Annotated in this window: 21 protein-coding genes and 1 riboswitch; all 21 genes read right to left on the bottom strand. The window is 61.0% G+C overall.

The features are described from left to right. Positions 1-4: 4 nt before the first annotated feature. Positions 5-433: a tetratricopeptide repeat protein gene (locus VHE12_09885; protein HVZ81084.1), complete on the bottom strand. Its 429-nt coding sequence runs from the start codon at positions 431-433 to the stop codon at positions 5-7. 14 nt (positions 434-447) lie between these two features. Further along, the gene (locus tag VHE12_09880; protein HVZ81083.1) at positions 448-1,677 is read right to left on the bottom strand and encodes a threonine synthase; all 1,230 of its coding nucleotides are present in this window, start codon (positions 1,675-1,677) and stop codon (positions 448-450) included. A gap of 95 nt (positions 1,678-1,772) precedes the next feature. Next, positions 1,773-1,888, bottom strand: a riboswitch (SAM riboswitch). Positions 1,889-1,950: 62 nt separating this feature from the next. Further along, on the bottom strand, positions 1,951-2,430 hold the full coding sequence (gene greA, locus VHE12_09875) for a transcription elongation factor GreA (GenBank protein ID HVZ81082.1): 480 nt from the start codon (positions 2,428-2,430) through the stop codon (positions 1,951-1,953). A 24-nt stretch (positions 2,431-2,454) separates the two neighbouring features. Continuing rightward, entirely contained in the window at positions 2,455-2,922 is a 468-nt protein-coding gene (locus VHE12_09870) for a transcriptional repressor (GenBank protein HVZ81081.1), read from the bottom strand. A 68-nt stretch (positions 2,923-2,990) separates the two neighbouring features. Continuing rightward, complete coding sequence (locus VHE12_09865) at positions 2,991-3,425, bottom strand: hypothetical protein (protein ID HVZ81080.1); 435 nt, start codon at positions 3,423-3,425, stop codon at positions 2,991-2,993. A gap of 65 nt (positions 3,426-3,490) precedes the next feature. Beyond that, entirely contained in the window at positions 3,491-4,012 is a 522-nt protein-coding gene (locus VHE12_09860) for a TlpA disulfide reductase family protein (GenBank protein ID HVZ81079.1), read from the bottom strand. A gap of 33 nt (positions 4,013-4,045) precedes the next feature. Then, a complete protein-coding gene (locus VHE12_09855) occupies positions 4,046-4,795 on the bottom strand; it encodes a hypothetical protein (GenBank protein HVZ81078.1) in 750 nt (249 codons plus the stop codon). A 39-nt stretch (positions 4,796-4,834) separates the two neighbouring features. Beyond that, positions 4,835-5,638, bottom strand: coding sequence for a glutamate racemase (gene murI, locus VHE12_09850; protein ID HVZ81077.1), 804 nt, complete (start codon positions 5,636-5,638; stop codon positions 4,835-4,837). Beyond that, positions 5,635-7,230, bottom strand: a complete 1,596-nt coding sequence (gene cimA, locus VHE12_09845; protein ID HVZ81076.1) for a citramalate synthase — start codon at positions 7,228-7,230, stop codon at positions 5,635-5,637. Before cimA ends, murI begins: the two co-directional genes overlap by 4 nt. 9 nt (positions 7,231-7,239) lie before the next feature. Continuing rightward, positions 7,240-8,460 carry an aspartate kinase gene (locus VHE12_09840; GenBank protein HVZ81075.1) on the bottom strand — a complete coding sequence of 407 codons (1,221 nt, stop codon included), beginning with the start codon at positions 8,458-8,460 and terminating at the stop codon, positions 7,240-7,242. Between the two features lie 25 nt (positions 8,461-8,485). Then, positions 8,486-9,547: a threonine synthase gene (gene thrC / locus VHE12_09835; GenBank protein ID HVZ81074.1), complete on the bottom strand. Its 1,062-nt coding sequence runs from the start codon at positions 9,545-9,547 to the stop codon at positions 8,486-8,488. Further along, a complete protein-coding gene (locus tag VHE12_09830; GenBank protein ID HVZ81073.1) occupies positions 9,547-10,869 on the bottom strand; it encodes a homoserine dehydrogenase in 1,323 nt (440 codons plus the stop codon). The genes thrC and VHE12_09830 overlap by 1 nt, the downstream gene beginning before the upstream one ends. 125 nt (positions 10,870-10,994) lie before the next feature. Further along, positions 10,995-12,158 (bottom strand): pyridoxal phosphate-dependent aminotransferase, encoded by a 1,164-nt coding sequence (locus tag VHE12_09825; protein ID HVZ81072.1) that lies wholly within the window; start codon positions 12,156-12,158, stop codon positions 10,995-10,997. 96 nt (positions 12,159-12,254) lie between these two features. Then, the gene (locus VHE12_09820; GenBank protein HVZ81071.1) at positions 12,255-13,433 is read right to left on the bottom strand and encodes an aminotransferase class I/II-fold pyridoxal phosphate-dependent enzyme; all 1,179 of its coding nucleotides are present in this window, start codon (positions 13,431-13,433) and stop codon (positions 12,255-12,257) included. Positions 13,434-13,448: 15 nt separating this feature from the next. After that, positions 13,449-14,366 (bottom strand): PfkB family carbohydrate kinase, encoded by a 918-nt coding sequence (locus VHE12_09815; GenBank protein HVZ81070.1) that lies wholly within the window; start codon positions 14,364-14,366, stop codon positions 13,449-13,451. Between the two features lie 5 nt (positions 14,367-14,371). Beyond that, positions 14,372-14,815, bottom strand: coding sequence for a hypothetical protein (locus VHE12_09810; GenBank protein HVZ81069.1), 444 nt, complete (start codon positions 14,813-14,815; stop codon positions 14,372-14,374). 267 nt (positions 14,816-15,082) lie between these two features. Continuing rightward, on the bottom strand, positions 15,083-18,217 hold the full coding sequence (locus VHE12_09805) for a hypothetical protein (GenBank protein ID HVZ81068.1): 3,135 nt from the start codon (positions 18,215-18,217) through the stop codon (positions 15,083-15,085). An 8-nt stretch (positions 18,218-18,225) separates the two neighbouring features. Next, positions 18,226-19,359 carry a DUF11 domain-containing protein gene (locus tag VHE12_09800; GenBank protein ID HVZ81067.1) on the bottom strand — a complete coding sequence of 378 codons (1,134 nt, stop codon included), beginning with the start codon at positions 19,357-19,359 and terminating at the stop codon, positions 18,226-18,228. A gap of 156 nt (positions 19,360-19,515) precedes the next feature. Next, the gene (locus tag VHE12_09795; GenBank protein HVZ81066.1) at positions 19,516-20,256 is read right to left on the bottom strand and encodes a helix-turn-helix domain-containing protein; all 741 of its coding nucleotides are present in this window, start codon (positions 20,254-20,256) and stop codon (positions 19,516-19,518) included. Continuing rightward, positions 20,253-20,405, bottom strand: a complete 153-nt coding sequence (locus VHE12_09790; GenBank protein HVZ81065.1) for a hypothetical protein — start codon at positions 20,403-20,405, stop codon at positions 20,253-20,255. The genes VHE12_09795 and VHE12_09790 overlap by 4 nt, the downstream gene beginning before the upstream one ends. Before the next feature lie 123 nt (positions 20,406-20,528). Continuing rightward, on the bottom strand, positions 20,529-21,004 hold a 476-nt coding region (locus VHE12_09785; GenBank protein ID HVZ81064.1), incomplete at its 5' end, for a response regulator transcription factor.

Genomic DNA, 21,004 nt, shown 5'->3' with positions numbered 1-21,004 from the left:
AATATCAGGGCGCCGGGGCTTTACGGGACCGCCACCAGCGCTGGCCCCAGAGGGTCCAGGCCAAGGTGCCGAGCGAGATCAAGATGGAAAGGATCGGCAGGGTCCGGGAAACGAAGTCCTTGGAGACCCAGGGACTGGCCGCGCGGATCTTGGCCTCGAATTTTCGCAATTCGGGGTTGTTGGGATGGAGACGGAGGCTCTCGTCGATGGCCAGGATGGCCTCGGTGCGATTGGCGACCTGGTAATAGGACTGGCCCAGCAGTTGATAGGCCTGCCAGTAATCGGGCCGTTGTTCCACGGCCGCATGAAAATACTTCACCGCCTTCTCGTAATCCTTGTGGTCGTAGAGGTCCTTGCCCGCGTTGAAATAATCCTCGGGAGCGACCGCCCAACAGACGGCCGAACCCAGGAAAAGGGACAGGAGAAGGAGCAAGTTTTTTCGCACGTTCAGGCCGTGACCAACTGGGTGGCCTCGAAAGCGGCCAGGTTGGGCTGGATGACCTCGTGCTTCTTCAAATGGCCCATGACCGCTTCCTGGGTCTTCAGCCCCGTTCCGGTAATGAAGGCCACGGTCACCTTGTCCGGGTCCAGCGCCCCGGACTCGGCCAATTTCTTCAAACAGCCGATGGTCACGCCGCCCGCGGTCTCGGCAAAGATGCCTTCCGTGCGGGCCAATAGCTTGATCCCCTCGACGATCTCCTCATCGTTGACCATTTCGGCCCCGCCGTTGGACTCGGCGATGGTCTTGAGCGCATAGAAGCCGTCGGCCGGATTCCCGATGGCCAGGGATTTGGCGATGGTGTTGGGTTTCACAGGACGGAAGGTGTCCGTCTTGGCCTTGTAGGCCGTGGTCACGGGTGAACATCCTTCGGCCTGGGCCCCGAAAACCCGCATGGGCCGGGCCTCGATCAATCCCGTCTTGGCGAATTCCTGGGTCCCCTTCCAGATCTTGGTCAGGAGCGATCCGGAGGCCACCGGCACCACCACCTGCTCGGGCGACTTCCATCCCAATTGCTCGGCCACCTCGAACCCAAGGGTCTTGGACCCCTCGGCGTAATAGGGCCTCATGTTGATGTTCACAAAGGCCCATTTGTACTTCCCCGCGATCTCGCTGCAGAGGCGGTTCACATCGTCGTAGTTGCCGTTCACCCCGATGAGGTTGGGATCGTAGATGAGGGAGGCCGTCACCTTGCTGGGCTCCAGGTTGGAAGGGATGAACACGAAACGCTTCATGCCGCCCTTGGCCCCATAGGCGGAAACCGCGTTGGCCAGGTTGCCGGTGGAAGCGCAGGCGAGGGTGTCGAAGCCCAGTTCCAAAGCCCGGGTCGAGGCCACTGAAACGACGCGGTCCTTGAAGGAATGGGTCGGGTTGGCGCAGTCATTCTTGATATAGAGCTTTGAAAGACCCAATTCCTCGCCCAGGCGGTCGGCCTTCAAGAGCGGCGTGAAACCTTCGCCCAGGCTGTTGAACTTGTCCCCTTCCACGGGCAGGAACTCGCGATAACGCCAGATGTTCAGCGACCGGGAGGAGATCTTCTCCCGGGTCACGTCCTTCTTGATCTTGTCGTAGTCGTAGGCCGCCTCGAGGGGGCCGAAGCAGAACTCGCAGACGTATTTGGCGGCCTTCTCGTATTCCTGGCCGCACTCCCGGCATTTCAAGGCTTTCACGTAGCTCATCGAAGTCTCCTGAGGTCGCCCCGGAAACCTTCTTTAGCTGGAACTAAAAAAGGCCTCCATCGTGAGATGGAAGCCTTTGGGGGGTGGTTTTCCATCTCTCATCTTTCCCCGGGTCTTGATCTTTCCCGGAGCAGGATTTGGCACCTGGCGCCCTTTCGGGCCGGTTGCCGTGGCATCAAAGGGCCTGTCCCTCCGCCACTCGCGATAAGAGCGTTAAATTTTGAAAGATACTACCGGTCCCCATTCTCCTTTGTCAAGGTATCCAAGGGGCGGCTAATCGGTCCCCACTTCGATGTTGAGCACTTGGTATTTGAGGGTTCCGCGGGGCACCTGGATATCCACTTTCTCACCCACCTTCTTTCCGATGAGCCCACGGGCGATGGGGGTCCGGATGGAGATCTTGTTCTTGGCGAAATCGGCCTCTTCCTCGCCCACCAGCCGGTAGATCTCGTCCTGCTGGCTGTCCAGGTCCTTGACGGTCACCTTGCAACCGATGGACACATGCTCCCCGGTGATGTTCTCATCCTCCAGGATGCGGACCCGGGACAGCTTGTCCTCGATCTCCCGGATCCGGGCTTCCAGGATCCCCTGTTCCTGCTTGGCCGCATCGTATTCGGCGTTCTCCTTCAGGTCCCCATGGGCCCGGGCCTCTTCCAGGGCCTTGGCCACCTGGGGCCGTCGGACGGTCTTGAGGCGGTTGAGCTCGTCCTGAAGCTTGTCGCGGGTCACCCGGGACACCAAAAAATCAGCCATGACGTTCTCCTGGTCCGGAATTGATCATTTACCGCTTTTCTGGCACTTCTGGCACAGACCGTAAAGCTGCATCCGATGGGAGGTGATCTTGAAGCCGTGCTTCCGGCTGACCTGCTCCTGCAACTCCTCGATCTGCGGGTTCAGGAACTCGATATAGGTCCCGCACTGGGTGCAGATCATGTGGTCATGGTGTTGGCGGTTGAATTCGGGCTCGTATTGGACCCGGCCATCGCCGAAATCCAGTTCCCGGGCCAACCCGCACTGGCCCAGGTGCTTGAGGGTCCGATAGACGGTGGCGAACCCCACGTGGGGTTGCTTGGCCCGCGCCCTCTGGAAAAGCTCTTCCGCCGAAACATGGCCCCGGCTGGCCAGGAAGGTCTCCAGGATGAGCTCCCTTTGCGCGGTCAGTTTCAGGTCCTTTTCCTTGAGATAAAGGCTGAAGACCTCGTATTCCACGCCCTTTGGTTTGACCGGTCCCTTCAACATGGACATCGCTCCCCCTGAAATCAAAAACCGGGGTTCCCAGGGGAACGACCCGGTTCCAACACGGCTTTATCGGTTTAATTCAACATGACCGGCATCAGGACGTTCGAACGCACCACGTGCTGGAAAGCGCCTGCGATATTATCGGTCACGTCGCTGAGGGTCTGGAGGTAGTCCTCCTCCACCTCGCGCTCGTCCACCAAAAAGGAGGTCTTCAGGAGGACCGACAGTTGGCCCTTGATGACCTTGGAGACCCGCAGCATCTCGTTGCGGAAATATTCCGGGTGGTCCTTGCGCACCCGCTTGGGCAGCCGAGGCTTGGTCCACTTCTTCTCGTGGAGGGCGATCCCCGCGATCATCTGCGCCAGATGGTTCTCCAGCATGGGTCGGTCCACATGCTGTCCGTGGACCAGCCGCTCGATCACCACTTCCAGGAAGGAGACGTGGGAGAAAAGCTCACGGTAAAGTTCAAGGAAACTTTCCCGAACATCGGAGTCCTGTGCTTGACCCATGGCGCCCTCCGTTCGGCTTTTTGGAATTATACCCCGCCCCCCTTCCCAAAGAAAGTCAGGGAGGCTCACTCAGCCAACAGCTCTTGCACGGCCCCGTCCAGGTCCTCTTCCCGGTGGAGGCCCACGAAAGCCAGGGCCACCCGGCCCTTCTTGTCGATGAAATAGGTGGCGGGGATGCCGCTCACCCCGTAATCCTTGATCGTCTGATCGAAGGCCAATCCGATCGGATAGCTCAGGCCGTTCTTGGCGATGAAATCCTGGAAGTAAGCGTCAGGCTTGTTGTCCGCGGCTTCAAGGGACAATCCCCACATTTCCAATCCCTTCGAATGATTGTCATCGTAGATCCTCACCAGGGAAGGCAGTTCCATCCGGCAGGGACCGCACCAGGTGGCCCAAAAATCGAGGACCACGACCTTCCCCTTCATGGAGGAAAGGCTCAGTCCGTTGGAGGCGTTCAGGAAGTGGGCCTTGACCTCGGGAGCGGGAAGCCGTTCCGCGGCCGGAATGAGGTCCGGACCCTTCCCCGAGGGGGAGCAACCCAGGACCAGGAGGGACAAGGCAAAGGCCAGGCGGATGCAACGGGCCATGGGGCCCCCTTTCCCGGGAACCCGGGTCCCGGATCAGAAGAAGCTGATGTATTGGACGCGCAGGACCCGGGCAAAAAGATCGGGACGGTTGATGTCCCTCAGGTCCAGGCCGATCCGAAGCGGGTTATCCAGGTTGAACATCACGTTGGCGTTGTACTGCCAATAGGTCGTCAAAAGCTGGTTCACTTCCATGTTGAAGGCCAGCACGGGAGTGACCGCGAAGGAGGTCCCGAAAAAACAACCCAGGTCCTGGCTCGCGTCGAAGTTGTCGAACTTCACCAGATTGACCCCGCCGTGCAATTGAAGCCAACCCAGTTCCTTGAACTCGTGGCTGGCGGCCACGTAGAAGCCCTCTTCGGTCCCCGGGAAGAACCGTCCCCCGTTCACCACCCCGTAACCCCGGTCGTCCCAGGCGATCGCCAAGGCCACCGGGGAAGTCCCCTCGTCCAGGGGCTTGAGCTTGAAGAAGAGCCGGGGGGCCTGGACCTGGATCGTTCCGTTCCCCACCAGGTTGGTGCCGTTGGCGGAGAACCCGAACATGAAGAACTTCTCGAACCCGACGTTGGCCCGGACATAGACCCCGCCGTTGTCGTACATTTCGGTCACCAGGTCATAACCGCCATGGCCCAGGGTATAGGCGGTGGGGGCCATGACCATCTCATAATTGGTCGGGTCGGTCACCACGTCGTTCTTGGCCCAAAGGGCCGGGCTCCAGGCAAGGGAAAGGATCAGGAAGGCAAGGGCGCGGGGGCGAATGGGGGACCTCCGGAGGTTTTGTTTCATTTTAGGGTCCAGGACCCCAAAGTCAACGGAACGGCATCCTCAGTAATTTTCGATGAAGACCTTCTCGACGGTGGCGATATGGCGCCCCAGGAAGCGTTGGGCCTGCTCCTTGAACTTACGGGAAAGGTCGCTGACGAAGAACCGGCTCCCGCCCCGCCCGCTCAACTCGACCCCGTGGGTCTCCAGGTTGCGCCGAAGGGAACGGGCGGTCTCCTCCGCCGAATCCACGATCCGGACCCTTTTCCCCGCCACCTTCGAGAGGGTCCTTTTCAAGAGCGGGTAATGGGTGCAACCCAGCACCAGGGTGTCGATCCCGGCCTTCAAGAGGGGCTTCAGGTATTCCTTGGCCACGGCCTCCGGTATGGGTCCGGTCAGTTTTCCTTCTTCCACCAGCGGCACGAAAAGAGGGCAGGCCCGGGAGAAGACCCGCGCCTTGGGCATCAAGCGGCGGATGGCCTTCTCATAGGCTCCGGAAGCGACCGTTCCCTCGGTACCGATGACCCCGATGCGGCCGTTGCGGGTCACCTCGACGGCCGTGAAGGCCCCGGGTTCGATCACACCCAGGATAGGCAGGGAAAATTCCTTCCGGACGGCCTCCAGGGCCCAGGCCGAGGAGGTATTGCAGGCCACCACCACGCACTTGACCTTCTCTTTTTTACGGAAGAACCGGATGATCTGCCGGGCATAGCGGATGATGGTGTCCGGGCTCTTGGTACCATAGGGGATGCGGGCCGTGTCGCCGAAATAGACGATCCGTTCGTGGGGAAGTTCCTTTTGGATCGCCTTGAAGACCGTGAGTCCCCCGAGGCCCGAATCGAAGATCCCGATGGGCAGGTGCTTCAACGGCCGGACTTCCTGGGTTTGCGCCCTTTGGAATCCTTGAGCAGCTTATAGTCGATGGAATCGACCAGGGCCTCCCAAGAGGCCTCGATGATGTTCTCACTGACGCCCACGGTGCCCCAGGCCCCTTGGGGGTCCCGGCTCTCGATCAAGACCCGAACCTTGGCGGCGGTCCCTTCCTTGGCGTCCAGGACACGCACCTTGAAGTCGCTCAAGCGGACTTCCTTGAGGGAGGGATAGAACTTGGTCAATGCTTTCCGCAAGGCCTGGTCAAGCGCGTTGATGGGCCCGTCGCCCTCGCCCACCGTGTTCTCCAGGACCCCGTTCACCCGCAGCTTGATGGTGGCCTCGCTCACCAGTTTGCCGTCCCCCCGGTTCTCCACGATGACGCGGAAGCCCACCAGGTCGAAGAAGTTGCGGTGCTGTCCCAGGGCTTTTTTAAGGAGTATCTCGAAAGAGGCCTCGGCCCCCTCGAACTGGTAGCCTTCGCTCTCCATCTTCTTCACTTCGTCGATGATGGCGCGGGCTTCGGGCGTGTTGCGGTCGAGCTTGATGTGACGGGTCCCTGCCTGGTGAAGGACGGCGGAGGCCCCCGCCTGGTCGGAGAGGACCAGTTTGCGCGCGTTCCCCACCTGTTCGGGATCCACGTGCTCATAGGCCTCCGTGGCTTTTTGGACGGCGGAGATGTGCATCCCGCCCTTATGGGTGAAGGCGTTCTTGCCCACATAAGGGGCCCCCGGCCGGGGGCTTTGGTTGAGGATCTCATCGACCCGGTGGGACACTTCGGTGAGCTTCTCGAGTTTCACCGGCCGCAGGAATCCGAACTGGGTCTTCAGGGCCAGGGTCGGGATGAGGGAGGTCAGGTTGGTGTTGCCCACCCGTTCCCCATAACCGTTCATGCAGCCCTGCACCTGGGTGGCGCCGGCGGCGAGGGCCGCCAGGGTGTTGGCCACCGCCAGGTCGGAGTCGTTGTGGCAATGGATACCGAGGGCCGCGCCGGGGAAACGCTGGCGCACCCGGGTCACCACCGCCTCGATGTCCTCGGGCAGCGATCCCCCGTTGGTATCGCAAAGCACCAGGCAATCGGCGCCGCCCTGGAGGGCCGCTTCCAGGCAGGAGAGCGAGTATTCCGGATTGCGCTTGTAGCCGTCGAAGAAATGCTCGGCATCGAAGAAGACCTCATCGGTCCTGGACTTCAGGAATTTGACGGAGTCGTTGATGATCTCCAGGTTCTGGGGAAGCTGGATCCCCAGGGCCTTCGTCACGTGGAAGTCCCAGGTCTTCCCCACCACCGTGATGGTGGAGACCCCGGCCTTCACCAGGTTGAGCAGGTTCTGGTCCTCGCCGGCCTTGTGGCGGGCGCGGCGGGTCATGCCGAAGGCCGAGAGCCGCGCCTTCAATTTGAGCTTCTTCACCCGCTGGAAGAACTCGGTGTCCTTCGGGTTGGCCCCGGGCCAGCCCCCCTCCAAGTAATGGAGCCCCAGGTCGTCCAGGGCCTGGGCGAGCGCCAGCTTATCCTCGACCGAGAGGTTCAACCCCTGGGTCTGCGGACCCTCCCGCAATAACGCGTCATAAAGAACGATCTTATCGGACACGGTCTCCCCTTAAGCTTTCTTGCCCAAATGGAACTTCTTGTGGATGGCCGAAACGGCCTTGGCCACGTCCTTCTGGTCGATCACGACCGAGATCTTGATCTCCGAGGTCGAGATCATCTCGATGTTCACGCCGGCCTCGGCCAGGGCGGTGAACATGTTGGCGGCCACGCCCGAATGGGAGCGCATGCCCACGCCCACCACCGAGACCTTGGCGATATCCTCGTCGCTGATGACCCCGGCGGGTTTCAAGGACTTGGAGGCCTCCTGGACCACCTTCATGGCCTTCTTGAACTCGCCCTTGTCCACGGTGAAGGAAACGTCCGAATGCCCCTTCTCCCCGATGTTCTGGATGATCATGTCCACGTTGACGCCCGCCTTGCCCAACCGGGAGAAGAGGATGGAGGCGATGCCGGGGCGGTCCGGAACGCCACGCACCGTGATCTTGGCCTCGTTCTTGGTGTAGGTCACCCCGCTGATGACCACCTTTTCCATGGCTTTGGTCTCTTGCATGACGATCGTCCCTTCCTTTTCGTTAAATGTGGGCCGCACATGGATCTTGATGCCGAAGTTCTTGGCGAATTCCACCGAGCGGGCGTTCAGGACCTGGGCCCCCGCACTGGCCATCTCCAGCATTTCATCGTAGCTGATGACGTTCAGTTTACGGGCATCCTTCACCATGGAGGGGTTGGCCGTGAAGACGCCGTCCACATCCTTATAGAACTCGCAGACGTCCGCTTTCAAGGCCGCGGCGATGGCCACCGCCGTCAGGTCGCTCCCGCCCCGTCCCAGGGTCGTGATCTCGTTGTTGCGGTTCATGCCCTGGAAACCGGCCACCACCACCACTTTCCCGGCGTTCAAGGCCTTGCGGATGGTCGAATCCCCCACCTTCACGATGCGGGCCTTGGTATGGACATTGTCGGTCACGATCCCGACCTGGGGACCGGTGAAGGAGATGGAGTCGCAGCCCTGGGCCCGGATGGCCATGGCCAGCAACGCGATGGATTGTTGCTCACCGGTGGCGAGCAGCACGTCCATTTCCCGCTCCTCGGGATCGTCGGTGATCTTCTTCGCCATCTCGATCAGGTCGTCGGTGGTGTCCCCGGGTGCGGAGACCACGACCACCACCTGGTTCCCTTTTTTGCGGGTCTTGGCGATGCGGGCGGCCACCTCCAGCATCTTGGCCGCGTCGGCCACCGAGGAGCCGCCGAATTTTTGGACAATGATCGCCATTTTTCTTTCCTTAGGGACCCCGGCCTTAAAAGCCCAGGGCCTTCAAGATCTCGCCCATCTCGGGCTTGATGACCAAAGGTTTATTGCTGCGCATGACCGCCGTGTCCGGGTCCTTCAGGCCGTGGCCGGTCAGGGTACAAACGATCCGCTTCTCCCCGTCGGTGAAATAGCCTTCTTGGTTCTTCTTGATGACCCCGGCCAGGGACGCGGCGGAAGCGGGCTCGCAGAAAATGCCCTCCAGGGAAGCCAGCATCTCGTAGGCCTGCAGGATCTCCTCGTCCGTGACCGCTTCGATGAGGCCTTTGGACCCGTCGCGCGCGGCCTCGGCCGATTTCCACGAATAGGGATTCCCGATCTTGATGGCCGTGGCGATGGTGTGGGGGTTCTCCACCACCTTCCCCGACACGATGGGGGCGGCGCCCGCCGCCTGGAACCCGCACATGCGGGGCAGCCGGGTGGACTTGCCCAGTTGTTTGTATTCCTGATAGCCCTTCCAGTAGGCAGTGATGTTCCCCGCGTTGCCGACGGGAATGGCGTGGTATTCGGGCGCGTCGCCGATGGTGTCCACGATCTCGAAGGCGGCCGTCTTCTGGCCTTCGATGCGGTAACGATTGTTCGAGTTCACCATGGTGATCGGATATTTGTCCGCCAACTCCCGGGTCAGGGCGAGGGCTTGGTCGAAGCTGCCTTCCACCGCCAGCACCTTCGCGCCATAGATCATGGACTGGGCCAGCTTGCCGAGCGCGATGGAACCATGGGGCAGGAGCACGGCGCAGGAAAGCCCCGCCCGGGCCGAATAAGCCGCCGCCGAGGCCGAAGTATTGCCGGTGGAGGCGCAGATGACCGCCTTCGACCCCTCCTCGACCGCCTTGGAGATGGCCATGGTCATGCCCCGGTCCTTGAAGGAACAGGTGGGGTTGAGTCCCTCGAACTTGAAATAGACCTTCAGCCCGTTTCCCAGCTTCTCGGAGATGCGGGACCCATAAAGCAGGGGCGTATCGCCTTCTTTGAGGGAAACGACGGGGGTCTTGTCGGAGACCGGCAGGTAGGACCGGTACTCCTCGATGAGTCCTCTCCAATAAGCCATTATTCCCCCCGGTCCATGCGGATGAGGAGGGTCTCTTCCTGGATGAAGGGCAGACCGTTGATCTTCTTGAGGGCCTCCTGCACGTTCTTTTCCACCGCCTCGTAGGTCACGATGACGACCGGCACCTTGTCGCCCTTCTTTTGCTCCTTTTGGATGACGGACGCGATGGAGATCTGGTGCTCGCCCAGGATGCGGGAGATGTTGGAAAGCACCCCGACCTGGTCGAGCACGGTGAACTTCAGGTAGTAGCGCGACTTGATATCGCCCATCTTCTTCAGGCGCTTGATCTGGGGGTTATCGGACAGGAACCAGCAATTGGAGATCTCGCCCGCCACGTTGTCGCTGACGCTTCGGCCTACGTAGATCAGGTCGCTCATCACCGCCGAGGCCGTGGGTTTGTTGCCGGCCCCCAGTCCGTAGTACATGGTGGTGCCCACGAAATCGCCCGTCACCAGGACGCCGTTGTATTCCCCGTCCACCTTGGCCAAAAGGTGCTCCTGGGGGATGAGGGTCGGGTGCACGCGCACTTCCAGTTCATCCCCCTCCACCTCGGCGATGGCGAAGAGCTTCACTACCCGGCCGAATTCCTCACGGGCGAACTCGATGTCCTGGAGGGTGATGCGTTCGATCCCCTCCACGTAGATATCCTCCACCTTGACCCGCTTGGAGAAGGCCAGGGAGGCCAGGATGGCCAATTTATGGGCCGCGTCCATCCCGTTGATGTCCAACGTCGGGTCCGCCTCGGCCAGGCCTTTCTTTTGGGCCGTTTGGAGGGCTTCCTTGAAGCTCTTTTTTTCCTCGGTCATCTTCTGGAGGATGTAATTGGTGGTGCCGTTCACGATGCCGTAAATGGACATGATGTTGTTGGCGGCCAACCCGTCGTTGATGGCCTGGATGACCGGGATGCCCCCGCAGACCGCCGCCTCGAAATAGATGTCCACCTTGTTCTGTTGGGCCGTCTCGATGATCTCGTCCCAATGGACGGACAGGACCGCCTTATTGGCGGTGACGATGTGCTTCCCCTTCTTCATGGCGTCCAAAAGATAGGTGCGGGCGGGCTCATAGCCCCCCATCAATTCCAGGACGACGTCGATCTCGGGGTCATTGAGGATATCCTCGTACTTATCGGTCAGCATCCCCTCGGGGGTCGTGACCTCGCGTTGCTTGGCCAGGTCACGGACCATGATGCGCTTGATGCGCATTTGGGCCCCGACCTTGGCCTCGATGAGGGTGCGGTTCTTTTCCAGGAGGCGGTAAAGCCCCTGGCCCACGTTGCCGAAGCCGATCATGCCGACCTGAACGATGGTTTTTCCCCCAGCCATGGTGCGCTCCTACCGGAAATGGAAAACGCCCCGTGCTTATGAAAAGCCGGGGCGTTTGGTGAAAAGGAGCTACAGATTATAAGAAAGGGGGGTCTTCTTCAAGGAAAAGGCCCGTAAAGCGGGGCTTAGACGGCTTCCTTGATCCGGCGCAGTCCCTCTTGGATGACCTTCTCGCTGGTGGCGTAGGAAAGGCGCATATAGCCTTCCGCGCCGAAAGCGATGCCGGGCGTCAAGGCCACCTTGGCCTTGTCGAGCAGGTACTCGGAAAGCTCCAGCGAATTGGAGCGGCCGGGCTTGAACAGACCCTTCACGTTCGGGAACACATAGAAGGCCCCGGCGGGCTTCAGGCACTGGATGCCCGGGATGGCGTTCAAGCCGTCCACGATCATGTCCCGGCGTTTTTGGAATATCTCGACCATCTTCTGGATCTCCGAATCCGGCATGGCACAGGCGGCCACCCCGGCCTTCTGCACGATGGCCGTGGGGTTGGAGGTGGATTGGCCCTGAAGGTCCGAGATGGCCTTCATCACGTTGGCGGGACCCGCGGCGTAACCCAGCCGCCAGCCGGTCATGGCATAGGCCTTGGACATCCCATTGACCAGGATGGTCTGGGCGGCCACTTCCTTGGAAATGGACGGGAAACAGGTATGGGCCTCGCCGTAGACCAGCTTGGCGTAGATCTCATCGGAGACCACGATGAGCTTGTGCTTGAGGACCAATTCCGCGATGGACTCGAGCGCCTTGCGGCCCACCACCGCGCCCGTGGGGTTGCTGGGGGAATTCAGGACCAAGACCTTGGTCTTGGAGGTGATCTTGGGGGCCAGGACCTCGGCGGTCAGTTTGAATTCCTGCGATTCGGGGCAATCCACGAAGACCGGTATCCCGCCCGCCAGTTTCACCTGCTCGGGATAGCTCACCCAATAGGGGGCCGGGATCAGCACCTCGTCGCCCGGGTTCAGGATCGCCATGAACACGTTATAGAGGGAATGTTTCGCCCCGCAGGAGGCCACGATGTCGGTGGGGGCGTATTGGACCTTGTATTCCCGCTCCAGATATTGGGCGATGGCCTTGCGCAGTTCCAGGGTGCCCGGCACGGGGGTGTACTTGTGGACACCGTCGTCGATGGCCTTCTTGGCGGCGTCACAGATGACCTGGGGCGTCTTGAAATCCGGTTCCCCGGCCCCGAAGTTGAGGACGTCCACGCCCTCTTCCTGGAGCTTCTTCGCCTTCGCGTCGATGGCCAGTGTCATCGAGGGCGCGATCTGTTTCATGCGGTTCGAGATTTCCATTCAGCACCTCAAATCTTGGTATGGTCCGATATCGGGAGATCCTAAGGGAGCGGGGCCTTCGATTCCTATGACCCAGGACAGCCGCCCGGACCCAGGTTAAAACAACTTCTTCATGTTCCTCAAGGCCTGCCGGATGCGGTCCTTGTTCTCGACCAAGGCCATGCGGATGTAACCCTCCCCCAAGCTCCCGAATCCCGTTCCGGGAGAAACGGCCACTTCCGCTTCCTTCAAAAGCTTCATGGCGAAGTCCATCGAGTTCAGCTTGCCGAACTTCTGGGGGATCTTGGCCCAAAGATACATGGCCGCCCGGGGTTTTTCGATGGGCCAACCCATGCGGTTCATCCCCTCGACCATGATGTCCCGGCGCTCCTGGTAGACGGCGGCCAGCTTACGGAGGTTCTCTTCGGGGCTGTCGAGGGCCGTGATGGCGGCCACCTGGATGGGGGTGAAGATGCCGTAATCCATGTAGCTCTTGATCTTGGCCAATGACGCGATGACCTTGGGGTTCCCCGCCGCGAAACCGATGCGCCACCCCGCCATGTTGTAGGACTTGGACATGGTGAAGATCTCGATGCCCACGTCCTTGGCGCCGGGCGTGGCCAGGAAACTGGGGGATTTGTAGCCGTCGAAGACGATATCGGCGTAGGCCAGGTCGTGGACCACCAGGACCTGCTTTTTCTTGGCCCACTTCACGACGTCCTTGAAGAACTCCGGTTCGATGGAAATGGTCGTGGGGTTATGGGGAAAATTGATGATGAGGATCTTGGGTTTCGGGGTGGACTTGGAATAGGCCTTGTCCACATGCCTTAAGAAGGCCTCCGGTCCATCCAGGATGGGGATGGTGACCAGGCTTCCGCCGGCGATGATGACGCTGTAATGATGGATGGGATAGGTCGGGTTGGGCACAAGCACCTTGTCGCCGGGGTTGATGACGGCGAGCCCCAGGTGGGCCAAACCCTCTTTGGAACCGATGACCGAGACCGCCTCGGTATAGGGGTTGATGGGGACCCCGTATTTGCGGTCGTACCAGCGGGATACGGCCTTCAGGAAAGCCGGGATCCCCTTGGAGGTGGAATAACGATGGGACTTCTTGTCCTGCACCACTTCGATGAGCTTGTCCACAATGGGCCGGGGTGTCGGATTGTCCGGGTTCCCCATCCCGAAATCGATGACATCGATCCCCTTCTGCCGCGCGGCCAGTTTCTCGGCGTTGAGCCGGGCGAAAAGATAGGGCGGGAATTTCTTGATGAGGTTAGCTTCGGTGCGGATCGGCATGGTCTCTCCGGGTGATTAGATCTTGACCTTCGGTATCGAGGCGAACTTGTGATAGGCCACCGACCTTTGTTTCAGCTTCGCCTTGGTGAGCCCGGCGATGGCCTTGGTGCCGAATCCCTGCACGGTGAAGGAAGCCACCAAATTGCCCGCGATGACGGCCTGTTTCAAGACCTCGGGGTTCAGTTTCCCAGCCCGGGCCACGTAACCGATGAAGGCGCCCGCGAAGGTGTCCCCGGCGCCGGTCGGGTCCACCACATAGTCCAAAGGCACGGCGGGCGACAGGAAGGTCCAACCGGGTCCGAACAACATGGCCCCATGCTCGCCCTTTTTCACGATGACGATCTTGGGCCCCATCTTCTGGAGCGCGCGGGCTCCCTTCATCAGGTGCATTTCCTTGGTCAAAAGCCGGATCTCCTGGTCATTGACCACCACCAGATCGGTCCGCTTCAGGACCTTGATCAGGGCCGGACGGGTGATATTGATCCAAAGGTCCCGGGTATCGAGCACCGTGAACTTGGGGCGCTTCATCTGGTTCAGGACATTGATCTGGAGGTCCGGGTGGATGGCCGCCAGGAACACATAGGGGATATCACGGTGTTTCCCCGTGATATGGGGGTCGAAGCGCTCAAAAACGCCCAGGTCGATCTTGACCGTATGGGCGACCGACATGTCGTTCTCGTAATAACCCTTCCAATAGAAGGTCTTGCCCTTCTCGCGGGTCACCAGGCCCGTTTGGATGCCCTTCCTGCGCAGGCGTGCCAATTCAACTTCCTTGAAATCGTCCCCTACCACTCCCACCATTTGGACCTTGGTGAACAAGCTGGCCGCCAGGCTGGAATAGACCGCCGCCCCTCCCAGCACCCGGTCCGCGGACCCATAGGGGGTCTTCAACCCGTCATAGGCCACCGAACCAACGATCAATACCTCGGACATTCGCTTCACCCTTTTTCCGTGCCGTCGAACAGCACATAGCCTTTATAGGAACAAAAAGCCACGAACCCCAGGACCGCCAAAAGACAGTCGCCGACCAGCTTTAGGATGAGCGGATTGTCCTCATGCTTGTTGCATTTGACCCGGGGGCCCCAGGCGGTCTTCCCCACGAAGTAATAGTGCTTTTGATGGTCATAGGTCTGGGGGGCCAGGAAGCCGGCCTGAACGAGGGCGTTCTCGTCGATGTCCTCGGTGACGGGTTGGTCGGCGTGGACTTGATTCCACTGGTCCACCGCCTTTTGGATCACGTGGATACGCGCATAGCAATTGAGCTCATCCCGGTCGATGAGGGCCTGCCGCAGCCCGAAGACCACGAAGAACGTGATGACCCAACTGACCGCGTAAAGCGTCAGTCCCTTCTTCCAGGTCAACTTTTGGAGCTTTTTAGGCATGAAAACCCCCGAAATTTCGCAAGAGTATAGCAAAAGGGGGCGCTTTTTTTGGAAGTTAGTGTCTTCAGGGAAGAACGGCAAGGACCCGATCGATCCCACGGAGGAAGAGGGCGGATGACGGCTTCCGATCCCTCACGGCAAAGTCCTCAGGAAGGTGGCAAAGGTCACAAGGACCCTTCCACCGTGGCGTTCGGCCGGGACGATTTCCGACTCATCCCGGGCGAAGGACTTTCCTTCCAGGCTTGCGTCGAAGGGACCGGGTCTTTTTCAGCGAATGACGCCCAGCTTCAGGATCTGTCGCTGGATCCCGCCGGTCGGCGGCTTTATTTCCACGACCGCCAGATAGATGCCCGTCGCCACCGTGGAAGCGTCCCAGGCGGCGCTATTGGCGCCGGTCGCTCCCTGGATCTCCCCGACCAGTTCCCCGGCCAGGTCATAGATCTTGACCCGAAGGGTGTCCTGGGCCCCCGTGGGTCCCTGGAAAAGGGCTTGGGCCTGACCCTGGGAAAGCCGGACCGGGTTCGGGCCCACGGTCACCTTTTCCCGGTCCGGTCTCCCCGAGGCGATGGTGAAGGTCTGGACCAAGGTCTGTTCCCCACCCTGGGCGCCGGTCCAATGCCCTTCCACGAAATAACGCCCGGCCGTCAGATAAGCCCCCGAACTTCCTGTCCCGTCCCAGGACAGGGTGACCGGGGATCCCAGTATGGTCGAAAGGATGATCGTTTCCTGGAGCGGACCTGAGGCCGGGTCCAACACCGACGAACCGAGGGAAAGGGTGGCCAGTCCGTTCCCCTGGCTGTCCTGCGCCGTCGTCAGGAGCTCCCGGACGATCTCGCCCGCTTCGTTATAAATGGCCACATGGACGTGGGCCAGGGACCGGCTGACCGTCACCTGTTGGGTGGTGCTCAGGTCCATGCCTTGCCCGTTCACATTGTCCACCTTCAGGTGGTAAACACCGTTGCTGACCGGGGACCCCGAACCATTGGTCCCGTCCCAGGTGGTCAAGGCCACCCCGCCGAAATAGACCGTCACCGAGCCATTGGGACCGGAAAGGCTGGTGATCGATCCGTTCCCGCTCCCAAAGTCGAAATTTTGGATCGCCTGGGAAAGTTGCTCCTGGAGCAGGACCACCACCAATTCCCCTGCCTCGTTATAGACCCCGATCGTGACCTCATAGGAGCCCACCACCACCGAGGGCGCGACACTGGTGAGGCCCGCCGAAGGACCCAGTTCCAGGACCGCCTGGTTCAGGACCTGGGTCCCCGAGACCAAAAGATCCTTCACCCGGGTTCGATAGGTAAGGTCATAGGTCCCCGGACCCAGGGCCGGGAGGGCCCAGGAAAGAACGGACTGGGCCGGGTCATAAAGCGGCGTCGGAAGGCTTGCAGGAACATTGGGCCCCGCCCCCGTAAAAACAAGTTGGGGGGGCAATCGGTCGGTGATGGTCGCTCCACCCAGACCGGCGGCTCCCACGGTCAATTCCAGCGTATAGGTCAAGTTCCCGCCGGACTCCACCGTCAGGGCCGAGACCTTTTTCGAGAAGGAGATCTGAGGTAAAGGGGTGGAAGTCGCCGTGGCCGTCGCCGTCCAAGTGGGGGTCCAGGTGTCGCTCGGGGTCGCCGTCCATGTATCGGTGGGGGTTCGGGTCGGGGTTGCCGTGGAGGTCGCCGTCCAGGTGTGGGTCCAAGTCCAGGTCCAGGTGGGTGTTCGGGTCGGCGTAAAGGTCCGGGTCGCCGTGGGGCTCGGGGTATCGGTGGCGGTGCGGGTCGGTGTCGGCGTGGAAGTGTCCGTCCATGTATGGGTGGGTGTCCGGGTGGCTGTGAATGTCCTTGTATCCGTCGCGGTCGGGGTCGAAGTCGGGGTCGAAGTGGCGGTGGCCGTCGGGGTCCAAGTGAAGGTCGACGTAAAGGTCCTTGTATCCGTCGCTGTGGAGGTGAAGGTCCAGGTCCGGGTCGCCGTGGACGTCGCCGTCGCCGTTCGGGTCCAGGTCGGGGTCGGACTATCGGTCGCCGTAAAGGTCGAAGTGAAGGTCCAGGTATCCGTCGCGCTGTTCGTGGGGGTGGGGGTCGGCGTGGGGGTCCGGGTTTCGGTGGAGGTCCGGGTGGACGTAGGGGTGAAGGTATCCGTGGACGTGGCGGTCGGGGTCCCGGTGGCGGTCCAGGTCCTAGTTGCGGTGGAGGTGGCGGTATCGGTCCGGGTATTGGAGGCCGTCGGAGTGTCCGTCACGGTGAAGCTATCCGTGGGCGTCGCCGTGAAGACCAGCGTATGGGTCGAAGTGGAGGTAGCGGTCGAGGTGCGCGTATCGGAAGCGGTCGCGGTGAACGTGGCGGTCCTGGTATCGGTCGCCGTGGAGGTGGCCGTCCCGGTCGAGGTATCGGTGGAGGTCGGCGTGGAAGTGCGGGTATCCGAAGGGGTGAAGGTGGAAGTGGGGGTCTTGGTGGCGGTCGGTGTACCGGTATCCGTACTGGTGGAAGTCGCCGTCCTGGAAAAGGTCGCGGTCGAAGTATCGCTCGCGGTGGAACTGGCGGTCCAGGTCTTGGTCGGGGTCCAGGTGGAGGTTTCGGTGGAGGTATCCGTGGTCGTCCAGGTCGAGGTGGAGGTCCGGGTCGCGGTCGAGGTAAAGCTGCTGGTGGAGGTCGAGGTGGAGGTGGCCGTGTCGGTGGCCGTCCGGGTGGAGGTCGGGGTCGAGGTCGCGGACGGCGTCCGGGTGGGGGTCCCGGTCGAGGTCGGGGAGGGGGTGCAGCCTCCGACCACGTTGGTCACCGCGTTCGAAAGGATCATCTTCCGAACGGGCGTCGCGGTCGGACCGATGGGTATTGGGGTAAAGGTCGGCGTGTCGGCGGGCCCACCCGATCCGGTAAGGGTGGGGGTGACCGTCCGGGTTGGAGTGGAACTCCTCGTCGAGGTGGGGGTGTTGGTCCGGGTCGGGGTGAACGTAGGGGTACCGGTGGAAGAAGAGGGGCAAAGGGAGATGCCTGTCGTCCCGATCACGGTACTTCCGCCGCATAAGTAAGTGCTGTTCTCGATCCCGACCACTGCGAGGGTCGTCCAAGGGCCCGAGATCGTGGCCGGGACCGTGACCGACTGGACCAAGGTGACCGCATCCGCGGTGGGGAGGGAGCCCGTGTTATAGGAAGCGGTGCAACCCCCGGGGAACGAAAGGGTCGCGGCACTTCCGAAACCGATGCTGTAATCGTCGGTTTGGAATTGATCGTTCGTGGGACCGAACACCAGGGTGACCGACAGGGTCTGCCCGACGGTGACGCAGGAGGTGGTGGCGCCGACGGAGATGGTCGAGAAGGTCTGCCCCCGGACCGCACCCGCGGCCAGGGCAAAGGCCAGGGAAAGGGCCAGCCGAAGCCTCCCCCATCCCATCCCATCCATCCTCGGTCCCTTTTCCATCGGCGCCCTCAATAGCAAGCCTGTTCCAGGTCGGATAAAGACGCTTGGTTGATGATCGTCACGCAGGATTGGCTTGCCCGGACCTGGAAACTAAGGGTCCCGGAGGCTCCGGCGGGCAGGTTGCCGATGGACCAGCCCACCTGGCCGCCGCTCACGAAGGTATTGGGCATGCTGGGGCTGCTGGTCTGGGACCCGGGCACGAAACTGGTCCCCGGGGGGATCGGGTCCGTCACCGTCACGCCGCTGGCCAATCCGGGGCCACTGTTCCCATAGGTCAAGGTATAGGTGATGACCTGGCCTTGGGTGACCGGGCCCGACGGATCGTTGGACTTGGTCAAGGACATGGTCGGTGGTTGGGGGCAGGCCGCCCAGGTCACATCGTCCACGTAGCCCCAACCGTAATGCCCCCCTTGCCCGCAATCGTAGTCAGTGAACCGAAGGGTGACCTGTTGGCCCACGTATTGGCAAAGGTTGATGGTGTAATTGGTCCAGGGAAGGTACCCCCATCGGTTCTCGGTGGTCGGGTTGACCGCGCAGATCGCGCCACCCGTCCCGGTCAAGCCGTCAAAGACCACGATGGCCAGGTTGTTGGCCCAGTTATAGACCAGGGAGGCGATCGTGGTGCCGCCCACGATCACGTCGGCCTGGATATAGGTGTCCTCCGATTGACCGACCTCATAGTGATGGTCCTCGAAGACCGCCGCGAACCAAAAGGAAAGGCAGGTCCTCCCGTCCGACGGGACCACATCCGTTTGCTGGATGCGGGCCCAATCCTGGTGGTTCTCATCGCCCCGGGCCGAGTAGAGCTGGGCGGCACAATTTCCCCCATGGACCATGGGAAGCATATTATTGGAAAGAGGGGCCCATCCGACCGGAACAGAAGAGGCGGTCGGGGGCCCGCAGGCAAGATTGGCCCCTGAATTGGTCGAAGTGGTCCAACCGGTCAGGTTGCAGGTCTCGAAATCCCCATTGACCCAGGCCAGGACCGGGGAAGGAAGAAGGGCCCAAAGGAAAATCAGAAAAGCCAGGCCCCAAGAAGGACGGAGCCGCCCGAAGGGAGGAACATCAAGGCCAGGATCGGTCCTCGAAGGTTCAACGGCTCCTTGGAGTTCCCCGATCTTTAAGGATCTTTCTCGGATCAAAACACACCACCATGGCCGAAGGCGATCGACCGAAAATCATTTTTATGGACGACGAGCAAATGCTATCGCCCATCGCATTGGTTTTTCGTAAAGAAGGGGTAAAGAAGGATTAAAGGAACGGCAAAGGAAGGGCCATCGGTTGAAAATGGATCTCGGTCAAACTTTGGGCGATCGTCCCGTTTGGGTCCTCCGGAATTGATGGGGCGTCTTCCCCGTCGCCTTCTTGAAGACCTCGAAGAAGTAATGGAAGTTCTTGAAACCGCTTTCAAGGCTGACCCGTTCGACCGAGAGTTGGCCATGGGTCAAAAGCTCCTTGGCCTTCTCGACCCGAAGATCCCTCAGGAACACTGAAAACCCTTTTCCGAACCGTTCCTTGAAGCAACGGCCGAAAACCGAGGTCGAAAGCCCGAACTCGACGGCCACCTTCCCCAAGGGGATGGATTCCTGGAAATGGGCCCGGATGAAGTCCCGCGCGCTGTCCAAACGGTCTTCTTTCATCCCTTGCCGGGGTTTGAGGGCCAGACGATAAATGCGTTCCAACCCGTCCTTGAACATGGCCTCCGGGTCCCCCCGTTCCATCGATCGGGCGTTCTCCGCCAGGACCTTATCCAAGGCCGGGGCCAATCCGGGTTCCATTTTGGAGAGCTCCAAGGCCAAGAACCCAAGGGCGTATTGGAAATGGACGACCGCACCCCGTCCTTGCATCCGGACCCGATGGACATAAAGCTGGAAAGCCGCCTCCCTCTCCGACATCCGCCCTTCCCGATAGACCTTTTGGAGCCCTTGGAACGCGCTCAGGAGTTCCCAAAGGGCGGACCGTTCCGGCGGGGATGTTTCCCCGTGGTCCGGGCCTCGCAGGGAAACCCTATCGACGGGAGCTTCCAGGATCTCGGTCATGACGCACCACCGGCCACCGGGTCCGAAGGGGGCGTCGGGGCCTCCCCATCTTCGGGTTGGGAGACCTCCTTCATGAAGGAATAGAACCACCGGTCCCAAACATCCTCGGTCCAAGGAGGCAAGTCCTCAGGGCTCTTGGTTCGGATCATGGTCCATCCCTTCCCCATGCCTTTGCGGCACGGCTTTCCAGGGATGAATTTAAGGAGAAAAGGGGTACGAACGGGGTAAAAAGGCGGCAAAGGAGCGGTAAAGAAGCCGTATAGGCCCCGGGATCACCGCTTGGACAGGACCCACTTGTAGCCGACCTGGGGAACGGTCTCGACCCGCTTTCCTTCCGGACCCAATTTGGCCCGAAGATGCCCCACATGGACATCCACCACTTTGGGGACGATGGCGGTGGCCGGTCCCCAGGCCAAACGGACGATCTCCTCCCGGGACAGGGCCTTCCCCGGATTCTCCAGGAAGATCCGAAGGATGTCGAACTCCCGTAAGGTCAAGGCAATGGGCTTGTCCTGGCACCAGACCTCATGGGAGGTCGGCGAAAGTCGGACCTTCCCGGAAATGATCTCATCCTTGACCGGGGTCGTGGAAGAATGCCGTTTCAGGATCGCCCGGACCCGGGCGAGGAATTCCCTTTCGTTGAAGGGTTTGCTCAGGTAGTCCTCCGCGCCTGCCTCCAACCCCCGCACGATGTCCTCGGAGGACCCGCGGGCGGTCAGGATGAACACGGGCATCTTGCCCTTCTGCG

Source organism: bacterium (genome assembly GCA_035549195.1).
Taxonomy (GTDB): domain Bacteria; phylum Oederibacteriota; class Muellerivitia; order Muellerivitales; family Muellerivitaceae; genus DASZRK01.
The sequence above is the reverse complement of the archived record's forward strand: the minus strand, read 5'-3'. Positions and strand labels throughout refer to the sequence as shown.